Raw genomic sequence first — 17,660 nt, 5'->3', positions numbered from 1 at the left:
GGGCGCAACGCGGCCAGCAGCCGCAGCGCGGTGGCCCAGAACCTCGCCGGTCGCTGGGCGTCGTGGTGTGCAGTGGTCACGATGCCTCCTGCAGGGCCAGCTGGGAGTTGGCGATCTCGGCGTAGGTGGGGCTGGTGGCCAACAGCTCGTCGTGGGTGCCTGCGGCCTCGACCCGGCCGGAGTCCAGCACGACGATCCGGTCGGCCGAGCGGATCGAGGACACCCGCTGGGCAACGACCACCTGCGTGACATCGCCGAGTTCGGTGGCGAGGGCCGAGCGCAGGGCCGCTTCGGTGGCGGTGTCCAGCGCGGAGAACGCGTCGTCGAACACGTAGATGGCCGGCGCGGCCACCAGCGCACGGGCGATGGCCAGCCGTTGCCGCTGCCCACCGGAGACGGTGCTGCCGCCCTGCCCGAGCACGGTGTCCAGCCCGTTGGGCATAGCCGCCACGAACTCGCGTGCCTGGGCGCTGCCCAGCGCCCGCCACAGCCGCTCGTCGCCGGCTTCCGGGTCGCCGTAGCGCAGGTTTTCCGCGATCGTGCCGGAGAACAGGAAAGCCCGCTGCGGAACGAGCCCGACCGTGCGGGCCAGTGTGCCGCGGGACAGCTCACGCACGTCGACACCACCGATGGACACCGAACCCTCGCCCGCATCGAGCAGCCTCGCGATCAGGTTCACCAGCGTGGTCTTCCCACTGCCGGTGGAACCGATGACCGCCGTGGTCTGGCCGGGACGGGCGAGGAGGTCGACCTCGCGCAGCACCGGCTCCTCGGCACCGGGATAGGCGAAGCCGACCCCGCGCACATCCAGGTTGCCCGGCGCGGACACCAGCACCGCGGGTACCGCGGGCTCCGGAACGCCCGGTTCGGTGTCCAGCACCTCGCCGATCCGTCCCGCGCTCACCTTCGCCCGCGGCGCCTGCATGACCACGCTCATCGCCATCATCACCGCGCCGAGGATCTGCCCGAGGTAGCTCAGGGACGCGATCAGGGAGCCCAGCTGCATCGCACCGTCGGCCACCCGCACCCCGCCGATCGCGACCACCGCGATAGCGGCGAGGTTGGCCAGCAGCATCGCCGAAGCACCAAAGAAGGCCTGCAAACGGCCGACCCGCACGGCCACCGCCATCAGATCCGTGCTGGCCTCGGCGAACCGGCGCCGCTCGTGGGCATCCCGGACGAACGCGCGGATCACTCTGACCCCGGTGATCTTCTCCCGCAGCACCCGGTTGACCACGTCGATCCGGCCCTGCATCTCCCGCGACGGCGGAATCATCCGGCTGATCAGCAGGCCGATCACCCCGACCGCCACCGGGATCACCACCACCAGCACCCCGGACAGCGGCACATCCTGCCCGACGGCCAGCACGATCCCGCCCACGGCCAGGAACGGTGCAGCCAGCGCCAGCGTGAGCACGGTGAACACCAGCACCTGGAACTGCTGGACATCGTTGGTCGTCCTGGTCACCAGCGACGCCGCACCGAACTGCCCGAGCTCCCGCGCAGAGAACTGGCGCACCCGGTCGAACACCGCCGCGCGCAGGTCGGCCCCCAGGCTCATCGCGACTCTGGCTCCGAGGAACACCGCACCGGCCGCGCAGACGATCTGGACCAGCGTCGCGACCAGCATGAACCCGCCGTGGCCAAGGATGTAGCCGGTGTTGCCCGGGACAATCCCGTGATCGACCAGGTCGGCATTCAGCGTGGGCAGGTACAGCATCGCCAGCGCCTGCACCAGCTGCAGCACCACCGCCACCGCGACGGTCAGGCGGTAGGGACGCAAGCGCCGGGCCAGCACCGGAAGCAGCGCGGCCGGAGGCTCGGCGGGGCCCGCGCGCTCGGGCGTGATCGACATGGCCGCCATGCTACCTGAAAAACTTCTACCGGGTGTACTTTTCTACCTGGAGAATAAATAGTCCCGGGGTATGGTGTTGCGATGGACACGCCGATGGGCCTGCGTGAACGCAAGAAGGACGAGACCCGGCGCCTGCTCGCCCGGGTCGCGCTCGACCTGTTCGAGGAACGCGGCTTCGACAACGTGTCGGTCGCCGAGATCGCCGACGCCGCCGGCGTGTCCAAGAAGACGGTGTTCAACTACTTCGAGGTCAAAGAGGACCTCGTGCTGGGCTCGGGCAAGCACCACATCGAGGAGCCCGCGGCCGTGGTGCGCCAGCGACCCGTCGGACAGACCCCGCACGGCGCCATCCGTGACTACCTGCTGACCGCCCTCGCCGAGCGGCAACCCATGACCGGCCTCAGCGGACGCCCGCACGTGCTGCGGATCGGGCGGCTCGTGCACACCACGCCCGCCCTCGCCGTGCGGAACATGCAATACCAGGACCAGAGCCAGCACCTACTCGCCAAGGCACTTGTCGACGAGGGCGCCTCCGACCTCTCCGCACAACTGATCGCCGCCCAGATCCACAGCGCCCAACAGGTACTCCTCGCCGAGAACACCCGAAGGGTCATGGCAGGCGAACACCCCGACGACATCTACCCCGACGCCGTCACCGCCACTCAGCACGCCTTCCGCTGGCTCGAACGCGGGCTCGGCGACGTCCTTCGCCGCGAGCAGTGACCGCCACCCTCCAGCCGACGCACCATCCAACGTCCGCTGAAACAGCGGATCAAGTGAGAGAGGCAAAAGGTCGGCGAAAGCACAGGCCAAAACCATTCGCGACGTGCTCCGCAGCCACCCTCAATGCCAGCATGTGCCGAATAGCGATCAACAATCCCGCGATCGACCCAACCACTATGCCCATGATCACAGTCACGACCACGCCAAGCGAGCCAGCACGGCGCGGCGCCTGGCCCGAGCCTGCCCTCGCCATCCGAGCCGCCGTGCTCATCGAATCTCACCGCCCCGCCGCACAACCGGTCGCCGGCATACCCCGGCACCCGACCAAACCGAACCTCGCGACACCGGGCGACATCGGCGAGCCCGAGACGAGCCCGAGAACTCCAACACCCGGTGACCGAGCACGGCACGAACCGACACCGACGACCGGACATGAGCAGCCACCAAGGTCTTGTCCGACATCAGGCGTCACCACCCGACACGGGCAGGTCGCGACTCTTAACCAGCGGGTTCGGGGTTCGAGTCCCTGATGGCGCACCCCCACACCCCAGGTTCTCAACAGTGTTGACCTGGGGTTTTGTGTTGTCCATGGTTGTTCCCTCCATTGTGGCACTGTCCATTGAGGTCTGCTGCTGGCCCGAGGGGGGCCCGAGAGTGCGGGCAGGGTGCAGCGCGGTCCGCGGGATGCTCGCGGCCAGCTTGCGAGCGGCGTCCGCGGCGACTTCCTGGGCGACGCCGGTGTAGGTATCCATGGCGGGTCGATCGCCACGATCCCCTCCGACGAGGGGGTCCTGGGCCGGGACTGGCCTGGCTCCCACCCGTTCTGCACGATCTGATCCGCCACCGCCGGGGCTGCTCGGCGGTCCACACCATCACCCGGTACGGCACCTCCCGCGTCCGCCGCCACAACCGCACCCGCTCCGGTGTCCACAGCTTGGGCTTCGGCCGCGCCGCCCACAGGAGCTCGACCAGTCTCGCCACGTCCATCGCCAGCAGGTCCTGCTTCATCGCCGCGATCTTCCGCCGATCGCCCGAGGCCCGGTACCCGGCGATGCGCGTCCGTACTGGTGCCCCTCGTGTGCCGACTCTATTCGGGTGACGTATCCGACGGCGGGTAACTTGTCGAGATCAATGTCGATGGGCATGACAACGGGGCGGGAATTCAGATGTGGTCACCACGATAGTCACGACACCCCGGAAAGGAAGGACGTCGACGAATACGATCTCGAACACGGCATGCCTATGATGCGGCTGCCACAACAGCGTTGCTGACGTTGATCACGGCCCCGATGAGCGCCACACCTGCCACGGCACACGGACGGGATCCGGAGATCTACCTAGCTTAGGGCACGAACCACCAGCTCGTGAGCGAGCCTACCGGACGCACGCGGTCAATCTTGCTTCAGCGATCTCAGCCGTCCATTCGCCGTTCATGCAGACACTGGGGTTTGTGGGTGGAGGTCGGTTGATGGCGACGTGACTCGAGTTGATGGCGAGTCGACGCGGTTGGTGAACCGGTTCGGTCCGCGGTATGCCGCGGCGGTGCGGTTCGCCACCGTCGGCCCAGTTGCGGCCATCGCGCTGCTCCGTGTCTCCCCCGAACATAGGGCGGCCACTGCTGGGGTAGTGATCGTCGTGGTGGCGTGGAGCGGAATGTATGTGTGGTGGCTGTTGCGCTGGCGTGGCCGGTGGCTTGTCGTCGTGGACGCCGCGGTGTTGGTTGGCGTGTGTGTGAGCACGATGTGGACCGAGGCCGTCGAGCAGGGCAACTGGGGATGGATTCGGCTCTTGGTGACCTTCGCGTGTATCGCCTATCAATGGCACACCACGTTGCTGTGGGGGGCCGTGGTGACGACGCTGGCCGGCGGCGCTCTGGTGGCGGTCGTGGCGATGGCCGACGGACCGGCCGGCCTGGACGTCACGGGCACGGCGTGGGTAGGGGTCGCCGCCGTACTGTCCAGGCTGACATTGGTGTTGGTGCAGCGTGGCGCAAGAGCCGCTGACGATATGGCTGCCACCGCGGAGGAAGCGCGTCGGACTCAGCAGGTGGCCACTGCTGTTCGTGCTGACGAACGTGACCTGGCTAATGCGCTGCACGACGCGGCGGCCACCACACTGCTGATGGTCGGCACCGGCACGATACCGCGGAATGCCGGATGGCTGGTCCCGCAAGCGCGCCGGGATCTCGATATGCTCAACACCTACGGCGAGCAAGCACCCGACCAGTGGGATCTGGTTCAACGGCTGAAGACCGATCTCGCGGCCGTCCCCTTGCCGGTGGAAATCGACGCTCCAGCACGTCTGGTGCTCCCTTCCCCGGTCGGGCGTTGCATGGCCGGCGCGGCGCGTGAAGCGGTCAACAACGTGGTTCGTCATGCCGATGCGACCAAGGCGGAGGTGCGGATTCACGGTGACTCGCAGCAGCTACGGCTCGAGGTCATCGACGACGGGACGGGCTTCGCGGTAGCCGATGTGCCGGCTACCAAGCGTGGGCTGCGCGAATGCGTTGTGGGACGGATAAATCGCATCGGCGGTACGGCGCAGATCATGTCGAGCCCTGGGGTTGGAACGGTCGTGCGGCTGGAGTGGCACGGTGACTGAGAATGCGCAGGAAATAGTCAGGTCGCAGACGCGTGGCCAGTTGCTTTCCGGGCTGCGTATCGCGGTGCTCGTCACGACGACGATCACAGTCGGCATACGTCTACGCAGCATACTGAGATCCTGGGAACACTATGATCTGCCGCTGGCTCAGCTCTGTGCGCTCGGTATGCTGGCCGGGATCCTCGTGTTCGAGGTTGTACTGGTGGCCCGGCGCCGTTCCTGGGGGAAGCTACGGTGGCCTGCAGGGGCGGTGATTGTCGCCGCGTCGCTGATCTCGTACACGAACCGAGCCGGCAACGTGACGGCGGATGATGCCGACTGGGCATTCGGCGTTGCCAACTGGGTCGGCCTCGTCGTATTTCTCTACAGCCCTTCTTGGGCCATAGGAGCTTTCCTCGCAGCGCACTGGACCATCGCCTTGGTCTATATGCTTACTTTCGTCGATGTGAACCGCGATATCCTGCTTCGATTCGCCACCGGGTCGATCAGTGTGATCGGATATCCGACGTGTGTTGCGGTCTTTACCGCCGTACTGCGCACGATCGCCACCAAAGCGACCAGGGCCGCCTGGGAGGCCGAACAGGTCAAGACCACCGAAGCCGTCGCGGCCGAGACCCATCGTCGGCGCCAGCAGCAATTCACAGATCTGCATGAGAATATAGTTCCCCTCTTACGGGGTCTGGCGAGCAGAAACCTCGATCCGCAAGACGACCAGGTTCGGCGACAATGTGCCATCCAGGCCGCTAGATTGCGGCGGCTGTTCGCAGAGGTCGATGATACCTCCAATCGGCTGGCACACGAGCTTCGTCATTGTGCTGACGTCGCTCACCGCAAGGGCGTACTGGTCGAGATGGACTTCCGCGGTCAGTGGTTCGACCCTCCCCCCGGCATCCGACGTGACCTCACCGAGGCCCCGCTGACCGTACTAGCGACAGCAACGTCGTGGGCACGAGTCGCGGTGGTCGGCACCGCGGAATCAGTGTCCGTGAACGTCATCGCGGACTCGGGTGACATCGATCTCCCACAACCGACCAGTCCTGCCGTCCGGCTCGAGAAAATCCAGGACGACAGCATGCTCTGGGTGGAGGTCCAGTGGCGGACGAACTGATTACGGCGGTGATCATCGATGATCATCCGGCGACCATCACAGGTGTCCGGTACTGGTGTGAACGGGCCGATCCACCGATTACCCTGATCGATGCCGGCGCCCGCCTTGCCGATGTGTGGACCGGCCCCGGCGGGGCAGCGTGTGTGGTGATATTCGACCTCGACCTCGAACCGAACAAAACCTCGTTCGGTGAGCTACGTCGCTTGGCGGACGACGGTCGCCACGTCATCGTCTACTCCCAGCACGCGGACAACGCAACGGCAATCAAGTGTGTCAAGCTTGGCGCGCTCGCCTACCTGACCAAAGCCGAGGGCGAGCAGCACCTGATACCAGCGATACGAGCCGCTGCGGGCGGTCAATCTTACACCGCACCATCATTGTCCGGGGCGTTCGTCGCCGACAACGAACCGGGAAACCCTCGACTCTCCGCCAGGGAAATCGACGTAATGCGCGCATGGTTCGCCTGCTCCTCCAAAACTTGTTGCCTCCAAGCTCCACATCAGTGTGAAAACGGTCGACACCTATATCGAACGAGTGCGAATCAAGTACGCCAATGCCGGTCGGGCGGCCACCACCAAAAGCGCGCTGGTAACCCGGGCGCTCGATGATGGCCTCATCACGCTCGCCGAACTCAACGAAGAGCCCGACGGCGCCTGAGTACAAGGGCTCTGTGGGGCGTTCGCCCGACACCGGATGCCGCGCGTGCTCCATATGCTCACAGACGCAGATCCGGAATAGACAATCTTGAGTTGTCCGTTGCCTGACCTCGTCAGGGCAGGAGGTTCAGCAGCCATGATTAGGCACAGTTCACACTGGCGGTTCCAACTACGTACGGCAGTCGCGGCGGCGCTCGTCAGCGGCACCACGCTCGGGGTCAGCCCGCCGGTGTCCGCCGAGACGCCGGTACCCGGCCAGGTGGACACCCCGCTCGGCCGAACGATGAAGACGGAACTCGACTGTGATGAGGAGTTTCGGGTCATCCATCCCGCCGTGAGGCTTTCGGGCAGGACCCGATGCACAGGAGACCTGATGGCGGTCAGCGTCAGGCTGAGCGCCCCGAGTCAGTGGTGCGGAAGGGTATCGCTTCGCTCGCACAGAAGTTATTGGATATCGCGCTGGGTGTGCGATTCCAAATTGTCGTTTCATAAATATATCCAAGCCCAGCGAGTCGTCATTGACTTCGACACAAGGCGACAATAAGCAGCCAACGATATTACAGCCTTTCCGGATGGAAATCCAGGAGCGAGGAAACAAACGAGGAGGAAATGATGTCGAGTAGGAAACGTATGGCCGCGATGGTCGGCGCCGCGACAGCCGCCCTAACCTTGAGTGTTGGAGGAGTTGCGACCGGCGCGCCGGTGGCGTCGGATACGGCACCTTCGGCGTCGGCAGCCGCTTCGCGCGGAACGATCAAGATCGATCATGCCAGCAGCACCTCGATCCGGGGGTGGGTGCGGGACAACAGGGCGGACGGCTACTGCATCCAGGCCAAGATTGTTTGGTACAAGGGCAGCAAGCTCATCGATCGCGACTATTCGAGGCATGCCTGCCCCAAGGGTGACATACACCACTTCTCGAAGAAGCCGGGCGACAGCCGACCGTACAAGAAGGCAACGAAAGTGAAGGTTTACAAGTGTCTTGTGAAGGACGGTAAGCGCAAGTCCTGCGACCGGATCAAGACGTACAACTTCTAGTAGGAAGCCTCATACAGCAGGTGCGAGCGCCATAATCGACGTCACCGCCCCGGGCTCCGGGGCGGTGACGTTGGGCGTTGGCAGCAGCTGGGACCGGTTCGGCGGGTGTCGTCGTGGACGAGGACAGGAGAGCAGAAAGGGGACTGAGATGGTAGCGAGACGCGGTGTGCTGGTGTTGACGATTGGGCTGGCGGCTGCGCAGGTGCCGGCAGGGACCTCGGTGGCCCGGGAATGCGCCTGGCCGATGACGCCGCTGCCGGTTCCCGCCGACGCCAAGCATAGCTCGGTGGCGAGCGCGGCGTCGGGCGGATGGTTCGTCGGCTCGGTCACCACAAGCGGCACGCGGCAAGTGCGGTGGCATAACGGCGAGATGGAAGTGCTCGGCCGTGCGCTCGGGCAGCAAACCTTCTTGGACGATATCAACGCCTCCGGCGTCGCGGTCGGACATACCGTAGCCCACGGCGCCCTCGACGACCCCATCGTCTACCGTGACGGTGCCTATGCACGGCTGCCCATACCAGCAGGGATGCGACGGGTGCGGCCGTGGGCCATCAACAATGCCGGTGACATCGTGGGCTCGGGCTATCCCCACCCGGTAGCGGACTACGTCAGCGTGGTGTTGTGGCCCGCCACCAACCCGGACACCCCACTGGTCATCAATCCGGATCCCGCCCGGTACGACTACGCATCCCCGGTCGACATCGACGAACAGGGCCGAATCCTCATCGCCACCGACGACAAGACTGACGGCGACCGGCCGGGCGGAGGAGTCTGGCACCCCGACGGCACCTTCCGCGAGATCCCACCCCTGACCCCGGACGGGTGGTACTGGTTCGACGGGTTCCGCAACGGCCGCATCGTCGGTACCGCGTCTCAACGAACAGCACCGAGGCGCGCGGGCGTCGAGCTCGACCTCAATGGCAGACTCGTGCATCAGTTCGGCGAACGAGTGGCACACTTGCGAGTCGATTCCGGCACCACCACCGTGGGCAGCTACGTCGATCCCGCCAAGGACTACAACCTCGGGATCTGGGACGACGGCGTGCTCACACATACCCTCGTCACCACCGACGACTACAACCACCTCCCGCACAACACAGTGCTGACCGACGACGGAGTCCTCGCAGCAACACTCGACAGCTCGCATCTGGGCAGCACACGTGCGGTTACCTACCGACGCACCTGCTGACGCCCCAGCGCTGTTCCAGGGTCCGAGCCTCGTTGCGTTAGGTTGATCTTGCTCGGCGCCATGCTCAGCCGAGTAGAAACGCCACCTCGCGACGACCTCGGCCGACCACCGTCGGGTCAGGTGGGACCGTGTGTGAACTGTCCGGCGACATCCACCGTCCGCGAAGAACTGCCTGCCACGAGCTCGTCGTGCGTCGCGAGGACGATGGTCTTGCCGGACTGGTTGAGCTCGCGGAGCAAGCCGAGGACGATATCGCGGTTCTCGGCGTCGAGGGAGCCGGTCGGTTCGTCGGCGAGGACGATGTCGCATGGCTTGAGCAGCAGCCGAGCCACGGCGACCCGCTGCTGTTCACCGCCGGACAGGGACAGGATCTTGCGGTTCTCCGCTCCGGACAGTCCGACCCGCGCCAGCGCTTCGGCGATGCGTTTCCGCTTCGAGGTGCCGCGAGCCGCGTAGGTGAGGGCGATGTCGAGATTGTGCGCGACCGTATCGCTGTCGATCAGGGCGAAGTTCTGGAACAGATAGCCCAGGTGCGAACGGCGAAGGCGGTTGGCGGCGCGCGTGTGCGGCCCCGGCGCCTTGCTTCCGAGCACCCGGACCTCGCCGGAATCGGGGGCGTCCAGCAACCCGATCATGTTGAGCACAGTGGACTTTCCCGCTCCACTCGCACCGGTGAGCGCGATGAACTCACCCGCCTCGACGCGGAGGTCGAAGCCGTCCACAACCCGGCGCTTGCCGTACTGCTTACGCACTCCCAGGAGTTCGCAACAGAGTTTCACCACTACAGCTCCTTCAATCGCTTGACCGCGTTCCGGCGTTCCACGATGCGCGCGGTCACCACCACGAGCAGCGCCTCGACCACCAACGACACGAGGACCACTGCCAGCAGTTTCGGCAGCTGCGCGTACGGGTCCACCTCGACATCGGGCGTCGACATCGTCTGCGTGCCCAGCCACACGACCACGGCGGCGGCCACGAGGCTCTGCGCCAGCCACGTCCCGCCCAGCACGAAGAGCAGCTCCCGGCAGGACCGGATCAACCCGATGCCGTGCAGCCTGCGTACGGTGAGCCGCCTGCGCAGCCGATCGAACCCGATGACAACGATCATCGCGTTCAGTACCACCATGACGAGCAGCGCACCGCCCGCGAAGGCGATGGCTTGTGTCATCGCGCTGCGCAACTCACTGACCTGCGTGCCCATGGCGTCGTGCACGCTCACCAGATGCTGCAGGTTGTCCTCGAGCTCGAGCTCCCGCAGCAACGGGGTGACCTCGGCCAGCACTGCCGCAGGGTCGCCGTCGACGCGGACCTTCATCGCGGTGTCCAGACCGCCGGTGACCGAGTTCAGCCGGTCAACCGGCAAACTGTTCGCGGGCGTCATGACCTCGATGATGGGTCGGTGATCATGTTCCCGTGCTCGGGATTGACTTTCGGGTCGAAGCTGAACACTTCCTGCCCCGAAGCCATCCAGATGATGCGGACCTCCTGGTCGGCGAACCGCGCCGGCGCCTGTTCGCCGACTATCCGTGCCTCCGCCTGCACGGCGCCGGTGATTCCCCCTCCCCCGGTTCGCATACTCTGGACCGTTTCCCTGATCTGCGCCTCTTGCGCCTTGAACTTGTCGGGCACGGCGACCACCCATGCCTGCTCGTCGTCCGCGACATCGATCCGCTTCCGCGAAGCATCCAGGATCGGGTATTGCTCGAGGTAGTTGCTGTTCACCCGGATCGGCGGCACGGGCCAGAGCGACGACGGATCGTCCGGCACACCGATCTGGTAGTTGACGGAGTCGATATAGAGCGCGCCAGCCTCCTCGAGGACCGGGTACAGGCCGCGCGCCTCCGCGACCGTCGAGGCATCGCCGCCGGTCTCCAGTTCCTCCTGGTCGTCTCCCACCAGACGCGGGTAGAAGATCGCATAGTCCTGGACGTCCTCCCAGGGAGCCATCGTCTCCAGCCGCTCGTCCAAGTCCACGAACTGCTCCCACACCACCACGACCAGGACGGCCAGCACCACCCCGCAGACGGCCTTCAACACCGCGGGTACCGTGATCGCCGAGCCGAAGGACGAGCGAGGACGCTTATGGTCCGCGCGTCGTGTCTGATCGTTCATTGCAGGCTTCCTTTGATGAGGTCCGAGACTCGTACGCGATTGATGATGATCAGTCCGACGCCCAACGTGGCCGCGAATCCGGCCACCGACACCTGGCCGAGCGTGACGGCGAGGGTGCGCAGGAACAGGGGGTCCACCCCGGGCACGACGAGTGAGACAACCACGCAGGCACACGGGCCGATGCAGAACGAGACGAGCTGTAGCCGCCCCACGACCTGGTACCAGATTCGCATCGCGGGGAACCCGACCAGCCGCAGTACCCCGATCCGCTTCCCCTCGCGCAGCAGGATGAAGGCGAGGACCAGCGTGGCCATACCGGCCAGGATGTACGCCAATACGTTCAGGTAACCACCGCTCTCGTCGGGAACGCGGACGTTCGCGGGCGTGAGGTCCGTCCTCGGTGATGGTCGGGGCGGGGGTGCGTGGCGGGACGGTCGTGGGATGTTCGAGGCGGTGGGCGGTGGTGGTGAGCAGATCGGTGAGGGTGACCCAGGAGGTGGACAGGTAGCCGCCTTCGGCACTCCAGTCGAGGATGCGGCCATGCTGGTCGCCATCGCGGAGGTCGACGGTGAGCAGGTCGCCACCGAGGTCACGGGCGAGGGGAACCAGGGCGGTGCAGTAGCCCAGCCCGCCGGTGCCTGCGGGCTGGCGATGGGTGCTGTCGGGATCGCAGCAGGCAGGGTCGGGAAAGCGGGCGAGGCTGGTGTATTCGGTGCGGGCTTCGGTGGCGGAAAGCGGCCGGAACACGTCGGGGAACAGGTTGCCGGCACGGGGATCTGCGATCCCGCCGGTCAGGCCCCACCAGGCGCGCAGCTCCGCGGGAAGGGGTCTGCCGAGGGTGGTCGCGAGGGAGTCGCGGACCTCGGGTGGTTCGGGAGGTTGGAGTGCCGCCGCCGTGGTGGGGGCGCTCCGCTCGAGCCAGGTGGTGATGCGGCGCCAGGATCGTTCGAGCGGTGTGGTCATGGCCGCCATTGTGGTTCGTCATTCCGGCGCGGTTGACCACGACGGACTCGGCAGGCGCGACGGCGGTACCTGGCCACCGCTTGTGCGCGGCCGGTGTATCCTTGCGCCTCACGTCAGAATGGGGGTTTGCGCGGTGCTCTACTTCGGTGGCCTTTTCGGCGTCATCACGATCGCCGTATGGATCTTCTGCCTGGTGGACATCATCACCACCCCGGAAGGTGACTGCCGGAACCTGCCGAAAATGGGGTGGCTGGTCGTCGTTCTGCTGCTGCCACTGGTGGGAGGCGTGCTGTGGCTGATCGCCGGGCGGCCGGAGGGCACGCGGGCGTACCGGCCAGGAGCATACGAGCGGAAGACGCCCGGTTTTCCCGAGTACGACCGGCCGGGACGCTTCGCAGCCCCCGATCCGGCCGCCGACGAGGAGTTCCTGCGCCGGTGCCGCGAGCGAGCCGAGGAACAACGGCGCAAAGCCCGCGGCGAGGGGTGAACGGGGCCGCACGCTCAGTTGTCGTGACGGCGGCCGCGGTAATCAGCGCGGCAAGGTCCGTGCGCGCGTGTCCTAGCGGGTGTCCGGCGGCAATCCGTACCGTGCCGATGTCACCGACGCACCATTCGAGGAGAAGGAGCCAGATGAGCAAGCCGTGGCAGCGGCTGCCCGGCCGCGTACCCACCTGCGCACCATGACCCCCACTGCCGCGGAACTCGACGGGGCCGTCGTCCTCGTCACCGGCGCCGCCAGTGGCATCGGTGCGGCGGTCGCCGGCCTGGCGGCACGCCGGGGGGCGACGCCCGTGCTGCTGGATCACGACATCGAAGGCGTCCGGCAGCGGGTAGCCTCCCTTGGCAAGCACGACTTCCCTGGCGTGCGGGAACTCCCGGCACTGGCGATCGGCACGGATGTCACGGACGAGCCATCGGTGCGTTCGGCCGTCGACTCGACACTCGAACGCTTCGGCCGCATCGACATCGTCATCACCTGCGCCGGAATCTCCGGCCCGGTCGGCAGCCGGCTGGAGCAGGTCTCCCTCGCCGACTGGCAGCGTGTCTTCGCGGTGAACGTCACCGGTGCCTACCTGACGCTGAAACACACCCTCCCGGCCCTGCGCCGCTCACCGCATGCCGCCGCGGTCCTGGTCGCGAGCGACTCGGCCCTGGTCGCCGCCCCGGGAATGGTTCCGTACTGCGCTTCGAAGGCCGCGGTGGTCCAGCTGGCGCGGGCACTCTCGGTGGAGACGGCAGGCCAGGTGCGCGTCAACGCCGTCTGCCCTTCCGTGGTCAACACCCCGATGAGCCGCGGCGACCTCGGCCGCGGGGACTTCACCGGGGCCGGCTACCCCGTACATGAACCCGAGCAGATCGCCGAACACGTACTGTTCCTCGCCTCCCCGCAGGCCGGCGGCGTGCACGGTACGGCGCTGACCATGGACTTCGGCTACTCCGCCCGCTCGGCCTTCCCCGCGTGACATGGCAGGAAGGGCTCGCGGCCCCGGAACGGGACCGCGAGCCCTTCGCCTGCCGAACGACTACCCGGTGCCGTCGCGGCGGGACGGCGGGAGGACGCTCTCCGCCTTCCGATCGTCCCGTTCGGACGGTGCGGGTGCCGGACCGCCGTTGATCTTGAAGGTCGACCCGGGCTGGATGACGATGTCTCCTTCGGCCGAGTTGGTGATGGTCACGTTCGTCAGCGTGGCGCTGCCACGTGCCCCTCCCATGGCGAGGATGCCGGCCCCGTTGTTCGACTTGTCGATCAGCACATTGCTGATCTCCAGGTCCGGGATACTGCCGCCACCGTTCTTGAACTGGATTCCGTCGTAGGTCGAGTCATGGATCTCGGTGTCCCGCAGGGTCACGCCGGTGATGTCGTGGGTCTGCGCGAAGAACGTGATCGCCCCGAACTCCTGCTGCTCGTTCCAGAACACGCCACCGCAACGGTACAGGGCATTGCCGGCGATCACCGTCTCGCCGGAGAACGGCAACGGGCTGTGGTCCGTAGCCAGCATGATGCCAGGATAGTTCATCGTGTCGTAGACCAGATTGTTCTCGATCCGGTTACCGTAACCACCGTAGATCGCGATCCCGTTGGCGCGCCACGGAAGTTGGATCGTGTTGTTGACGAACTCGTTGTCGTGCGCGATGTCGACCGCCGGGTCCTTGACGTACCGGTTGGCCCATACCGCCAGCGAGTCGTCACCGGTGTTGCGGAACGAGGAGTTGAACACCCGCGAGTTCCTGGTGCCGTTGGTGAAGTTGATGCCGTCGGCGTAGGTGTTGCGGATGCGCATGCCGGAGAACTCCAGGCCGTCGGCCGGGCCCCACAGCGCCGGAATGTTGCTGTAATCCCTGCCGACCCAGACCCCGACGTTCGCGTGCTCGATCCACACGTCCGAGATCTTCGTGCCGGTGCCGAACCGGCCGTTGAGGCCGACCCCGCCCTCGGCGCCACCATCCCCGCCGCGGATCCGCCCGGAGCCGAAGATCGCGATATCGGAGATCTGGGTGTTCTTGTCGATATCGAACCCGAAGTTGCCCTCGTGCGGGTGGTTGATGCCGTCGGCGTCCTGCGGCTCGGTCAGCGTGTAGAACTGCGAGTGCCACATACCCGCGCCGCGGATGGTGACGTTGCTGATCCCGACCTGGTTGTGCGTCCCCCTGTCCTGGGGATCGTCGGTGAGGATCTTCTGCTCCTGCCGCCACTGCCCGGCCGGAACCCAGACGCAGGATATGACGCCGTTCTGGTCATCGGTCACCGCCCGCTGGAGTGCGGAGGTGTCGTCACCGTCGTCATTCGGCACCGCACCGTACTCGGTGATCGACGTGCACTCGGCAGGCTTGCTTTTCGGCGGCGCGACCTGCTCGAGGTCGATCAGGTCGATGATGTAGAACGACGCGTCGTCGCCCGCGTCCCGCTGCAGCCGGAACGTGGTGCCGGGCGGGTAGGACCGCCCCAGCAGTGCATGCGACTCGTCGAACAGCCGCCGCGCGTCGGCCTGCGGGGTGTTGGTCAGGCCCTCCGGATCGTCGGTGTTGCCGTACAGCCAGCTGTGCTTCGAGGAGAGCGTCAGCTTCCGCTCGAAGTTTCCGTTGACATACAGGCTGATCGGGTGGTCGGCACCGCCCCCACCCGGCGCGTCCGGTACGGAGTTGCGCACCACGATCGAGTTGGCCTGGTTCGTCGAGGTGAACTCGACGTACTGACCGGTGTTGTCCAGCCGTACCGACTGGCGGCCGGAGGACTCGGTGGCGAAGTTGGTGTGCCCGAACGTGCGTTCCGGGTCGGTCACCAGCAGGGTGCCGTCATAGCGGCCGGCCTCCGCCTCGTACTCGACATACGGCACGGCGGCGCCGCGTCCGACCACAAGGGACCGGGAGAACTGGTTGTTCGTCTCGTTGGTCTCGGTGACGGCGTCGTTCGCGTCGGCGGTGGCGGTGATCGTCGCACCGCCGCTGGTCGCGGTCCAGCTGCCGTCCACCGGCACGGTTTCGGTGGCTCCCGCGGCGACCGCCGGGGTCCCGGTGTCCAGCGTCGTGCCACCCACGGACACCCTGGTCACCGACTCCTCCGCGGTCGAGGTACCGGGGTTGTCCAGGGTCACGGTGAAGGTCACCGGCGCCCCCACCGCGGGGTTCGCCGGATTCGGCGTGACATCGAGCACCCGCAGGTCCGGCCCTGGTGCCTGCGCGACCACCAGGCGTTCGGCCGCGGTGCGGGTGTTGTTTTCTTCGTCCCGCTCCACGACCGTGTCCGAAGGATCCACTGTGGACGACAAGGTGTAGCTGCCCTTGGCACGGGTACCGGCGTTGAGCGAGACGGTCGCCGATGCTCCGGCGGCCAGCGGCGCCACCCGGGTGTTGCCCACGGCCGATCCGCCAAGGGCGAAGTCCAGCACGGTCTCCCCCGCGGGCGCGCTGCCGGTGTTGCGCACGGTGGCGGAGAGGGTGATCTCACTGGTCTCGGTCGGCGCGCTGGGCGTCCACGTCATCGAGGTGACCGTCAGGTCCGGGTTGGGCGCGGGTGTGCCGAACACCTGGAACTCGGCGACCTGCCCGCCGGGCGCGCCGGTGTTGCCGGAGAACCGCAGCCGCACCTCGGCGGCACGGCCGTTCACCGGCAGCGTCACCGAGTTCTGGTTGGCCGAGGGGTCGAAGGCGTAGTCCGCCCTGCCGAGCAGGGTGGTGAACTCCGACCCTGACTGCTCGCGACCGAGCACCTCGATGCTCTGGGTGCGCGGGCTCCAGATCGGGTCGGGGTTGAGTCGCACGACCACCGAGGTGATGTCCGCGTTCGCGCCGAGCCGCACGGTCAGGGTCGAAGGGTATCCGGCCGCGGACTCCCAGTAGGTACCGACGTCACCGTCGTTGGCGTTGGCGGCGACATAGGAATGCACGGTCGAGGACGCCTCGATCGGTTTGCCCTCGGCCAGGTTCTCCCCTGCTGGCCCCTCCCCGACCCTGGTCACCCGGTTGCTGTCCGGCGACTCGTTGCCCGCGGCGTCCCGCGCACGCACGAAGTACTCCACGGTGTCCGCCGCGGGCGGGGTGTCGGTGTAGGTCAGTTCGGTGCCCGGCACGGTCGCGACGAGCGTGCCGTCGCGGTAGATCGCGTAGCTCGTCACGTCCACGTTGTCGGTGGCCGCGCCCCAGGTCAGCCTGATCTGCCCTGGCTCGGGCTCGGTGTAGGCCAGGTCGAAGGGCGCGCTCGGCGCCTGGGTGTCCCCGGAATCCGGCCCGTGTACCTCGAACTCGGCGAACTGCGCGGCAGGCCAGCCGGTGTTGGCCGTGACCGTCAGCCGCAGATAGCGGGTGGTGGCGGTGAACGGGATGGTGACCGTGTTGCCCGAGCCCTGATCGAACTCGTAGCCCGCGGACTCGACGAGAGTGTCGAAGGAGGTGCCGGTCGTGCTGCCCTGCACGGTCAGCGTCTGCGTGCGGGGTTCCCAGTCCGCGGGGAGCTCGAGCACCACCTGGTTCACCGCGGTGGTCGAGCCGAGGTCGGCCTGGATCCACTGTGGGAAGGCATTGTTGGTGCTCTCCCAGTAACTGTCCTGGTTGCCATCGCCCGCGTTGCCGACCGGGTAGCCGGGCAGCGCGCTGCTGGCGGAGAGAGTCGTGTCCAGGACGGTGGTCGGGGCCCCCTCCGTGCTGCCGGCACCGGCCGCGTCCAGGGAGCCGGGCGCGGCGGAAGCGGAGCCGGGCAGGAGTCCCGCGGCCAGCAGGCCGGCGGTGAGGAGACCGGTCAGCAACCGCCACCGGGGTTGTTTCCGTTCCATGAGGATCCTCTGTTCGAGTGGAAAGCAGGGTTTTCCGCAAGCTCGACCATCTTTTGCGTAGATCAGTCGAGTTCTTGCAAACAGGGAATCAAAGGTTGCATACGTGTGACCGGTTCGTCAACGGTCCGGGTCGGGAAGAGCCCCGGAA

At 66.6% G+C, this 17,660-nt stretch carries 14 protein-coding genes and 1 pseudogene; 8 read left to right on the top strand and 7 right to left on the bottom strand.

What is annotated here, in order from left to right:
- Nucleotides 1-76: 76 nt before the first annotated feature.
- On the bottom strand, nucleotides 77-1,855 hold the full coding sequence (locus tag KOI47_RS09875; RefSeq protein ID WP_216215687.1) for an ABC transporter ATP-binding protein: 1,779 nt from the start codon (nucleotides 1,853-1,855) through the stop codon (nucleotides 77-79).
- Between the two features lie 81 nt (nucleotides 1,856-1,936).
- On the opposite strand from KOI47_RS09875, the gene KOI47_RS09870 reads away from it, so the two are divergent.
- The 6 genes from KOI47_RS09870 (at nucleotide 1,937) to KOI47_RS09845 (ending at nucleotide 9,170) form a co-directional block, all read left to right on the top strand.
- Nucleotides 1,937-2,578, top strand: coding sequence for a TetR/AcrR family transcriptional regulator (locus tag KOI47_RS09870; RefSeq protein ID WP_216215686.1), 642 nt, complete (start codon nucleotides 1,937-1,939; stop codon nucleotides 2,576-2,578).
- 1,542 nt (nucleotides 2,579-4,120) lie between these two features.
- The gene (locus KOI47_RS09865) at nucleotides 4,121-5,179 is read left to right on the top strand and encodes a sensor histidine kinase (RefSeq protein ID WP_216215685.1); all 1,059 of its coding nucleotides are present in this window, start codon (nucleotides 4,121-4,123) and stop codon (nucleotides 5,177-5,179) included.
- Nucleotides 5,172-6,287 (top strand): hypothetical protein, encoded by a 1,116-nt coding sequence (locus KOI47_RS09860; protein ID WP_216215684.1) that lies wholly within the window; start codon nucleotides 5,172-5,174, stop codon nucleotides 6,285-6,287. Before KOI47_RS09865 ends, KOI47_RS09860 begins: the two co-directional genes overlap by 8 nt.
- Nucleotides 6,272-6,895: a response regulator gene (locus KOI47_RS09855; protein WP_232376651.1), complete on the top strand. Its 624-nt coding sequence runs from the start codon at nucleotides 6,272-6,274 to the stop codon at nucleotides 6,893-6,895. Before KOI47_RS09860 ends, KOI47_RS09855 begins: the two co-directional genes overlap by 16 nt.
- Before the next feature lie 678 nt (nucleotides 6,896-7,573).
- Entirely contained in the window at nucleotides 7,574-7,981 is a 408-nt protein-coding gene (locus KOI47_RS09850) for a hypothetical protein (RefSeq protein ID WP_216215683.1), read from the top strand.
- A 166-nt stretch (nucleotides 7,982-8,147) separates the two neighbouring features.
- On the top strand, nucleotides 8,148-9,170 hold the full coding sequence (locus KOI47_RS09845; RefSeq protein WP_216215682.1) for a hypothetical protein: 1,023 nt from the start codon (nucleotides 8,148-8,150) through the stop codon (nucleotides 9,168-9,170).
- A gap of 116 nt (nucleotides 9,171-9,286) precedes the next feature.
- Here the strand turns inward: KOI47_RS09845 and KOI47_RS09840 are convergent, their stop codons facing one another.
- From KOI47_RS09840 to KOI47_RS36345, 5 genes and pseudogenes are all read right to left on the bottom strand, one after another.
- On the bottom strand, nucleotides 9,287-9,949 hold the full coding sequence (locus tag KOI47_RS09840; protein WP_216215681.1) for an ABC transporter ATP-binding protein: 663 nt from the start codon (nucleotides 9,947-9,949) through the stop codon (nucleotides 9,287-9,289).
- A 2-nt stretch (nucleotides 9,950-9,951) separates the two neighbouring features.
- Nucleotides 9,952-10,551 (bottom strand): hypothetical protein, encoded by a 600-nt coding sequence (locus KOI47_RS09835; RefSeq protein ID WP_216215680.1) that lies wholly within the window; start codon nucleotides 10,549-10,551, stop codon nucleotides 9,952-9,954.
- Complete coding sequence (locus KOI47_RS09830) at nucleotides 10,548-11,282, bottom strand: hypothetical protein (RefSeq protein ID WP_216215679.1); 735 nt, start codon at nucleotides 11,280-11,282, stop codon at nucleotides 10,548-10,550. Before KOI47_RS09830 ends, KOI47_RS09835 begins: the two co-directional genes overlap by 4 nt.
- Nucleotides 11,279-11,596, bottom strand: a complete 318-nt coding sequence (locus KOI47_RS09825) for a hypothetical protein (protein ID WP_216215678.1) — start codon at nucleotides 11,594-11,596, stop codon at nucleotides 11,279-11,281. The genes KOI47_RS09830 and KOI47_RS09825 overlap by 4 nt, the downstream gene beginning before the upstream one ends.
- 166 nt (nucleotides 11,597-11,762) lie before the next feature.
- Nucleotides 11,763-12,245 (bottom strand): annotated as a pseudogene (locus KOI47_RS36345) (SMI1/KNR4 family protein); the annotation flags it as partial.
- 133 nt (nucleotides 12,246-12,378) lie between these two features.
- Here KOI47_RS36345 and KOI47_RS09820 point away from each other — a divergent pair.
- A complete protein-coding gene (locus KOI47_RS09820; protein WP_216215677.1) occupies nucleotides 12,379-12,732 on the top strand; it encodes a PLDc N-terminal domain-containing protein in 354 nt (117 codons plus the stop codon).
- 154 nt (nucleotides 12,733-12,886) lie between these two features.
- On the top strand, nucleotides 12,887-13,708 hold the full coding sequence (locus KOI47_RS09815; RefSeq protein ID WP_332461451.1) for an SDR family NAD(P)-dependent oxidoreductase: 822 nt from the start codon (nucleotides 12,887-12,889) through the stop codon (nucleotides 13,706-13,708).
- Between the two features lie 60 nt (nucleotides 13,709-13,768).
- Here KOI47_RS09815 and KOI47_RS09810 read toward each other — a convergent pair whose 3' ends face one another.
- Complete coding sequence (locus KOI47_RS09810; protein WP_216215676.1) at nucleotides 13,769-17,512, bottom strand: CARDB domain-containing protein; 3,744 nt, start codon at nucleotides 17,510-17,512, stop codon at nucleotides 13,769-13,771.
- Nucleotides 17,513-17,660: the final 148 nt, after the last annotated feature.

Origin of the sequence: Amycolatopsis aidingensis (assembly GCF_018885265.1) — a bacterium.
GTDB classification, from domain to species: Bacteria; Actinomycetota; Actinomycetes; order Mycobacteriales; family Pseudonocardiaceae; genus Amycolatopsis; species Amycolatopsis aidingensis.
The sequence above is the reverse complement of the archived record's forward strand: the minus strand, read 5'-3'. Positions and strand labels throughout refer to the sequence as shown.

Coding starts and splice junctions, on each gene's coding strand:
- KOI47_RS09875 (WP_216215687.1), bottom strand. CDS start 1,855: ATGTCGATCACGCCCGAGCGCGCGGGCCCCGCCGAGCCTCCGGCCGCG.
- KOI47_RS09870 (WP_216215686.1), top strand. CDS start 1,937: ATGGACACGCCGATGGGCCTGCGTGAACGCAAGAAGGACGAGACCCGG.
- KOI47_RS09850 (WP_216215683.1), top strand. CDS start 7,574: ATGGCCGCGATGGTCGGCGCCGCGACAGCCGCCCTAACCTTGAGTGTT.
- KOI47_RS09835 (WP_216215680.1), bottom strand. CDS start 10,551: ATGACGCCCGCGAACAGTTTGCCGGTTGACCGGCTGAACTCGGTCACC.
- KOI47_RS09830 (WP_216215679.1), bottom strand. CDS start 11,282: ATGAACGATCAGACACGACGCGCGGACCATAAGCGTCCTCGCTCGTCC.
- KOI47_RS09825 (WP_216215678.1), bottom strand. CDS start 11,596: ATGGCCACGCTGGTCCTCGCCTTCATCCTGCTGCGCGAGGGGAAGCGG.
- KOI47_RS09810 (WP_216215676.1), bottom strand. CDS start 17,512: ATGGAACGGAAACAACCCCGGTGGCGGTTGCTGACCGGTCTCCTCACC.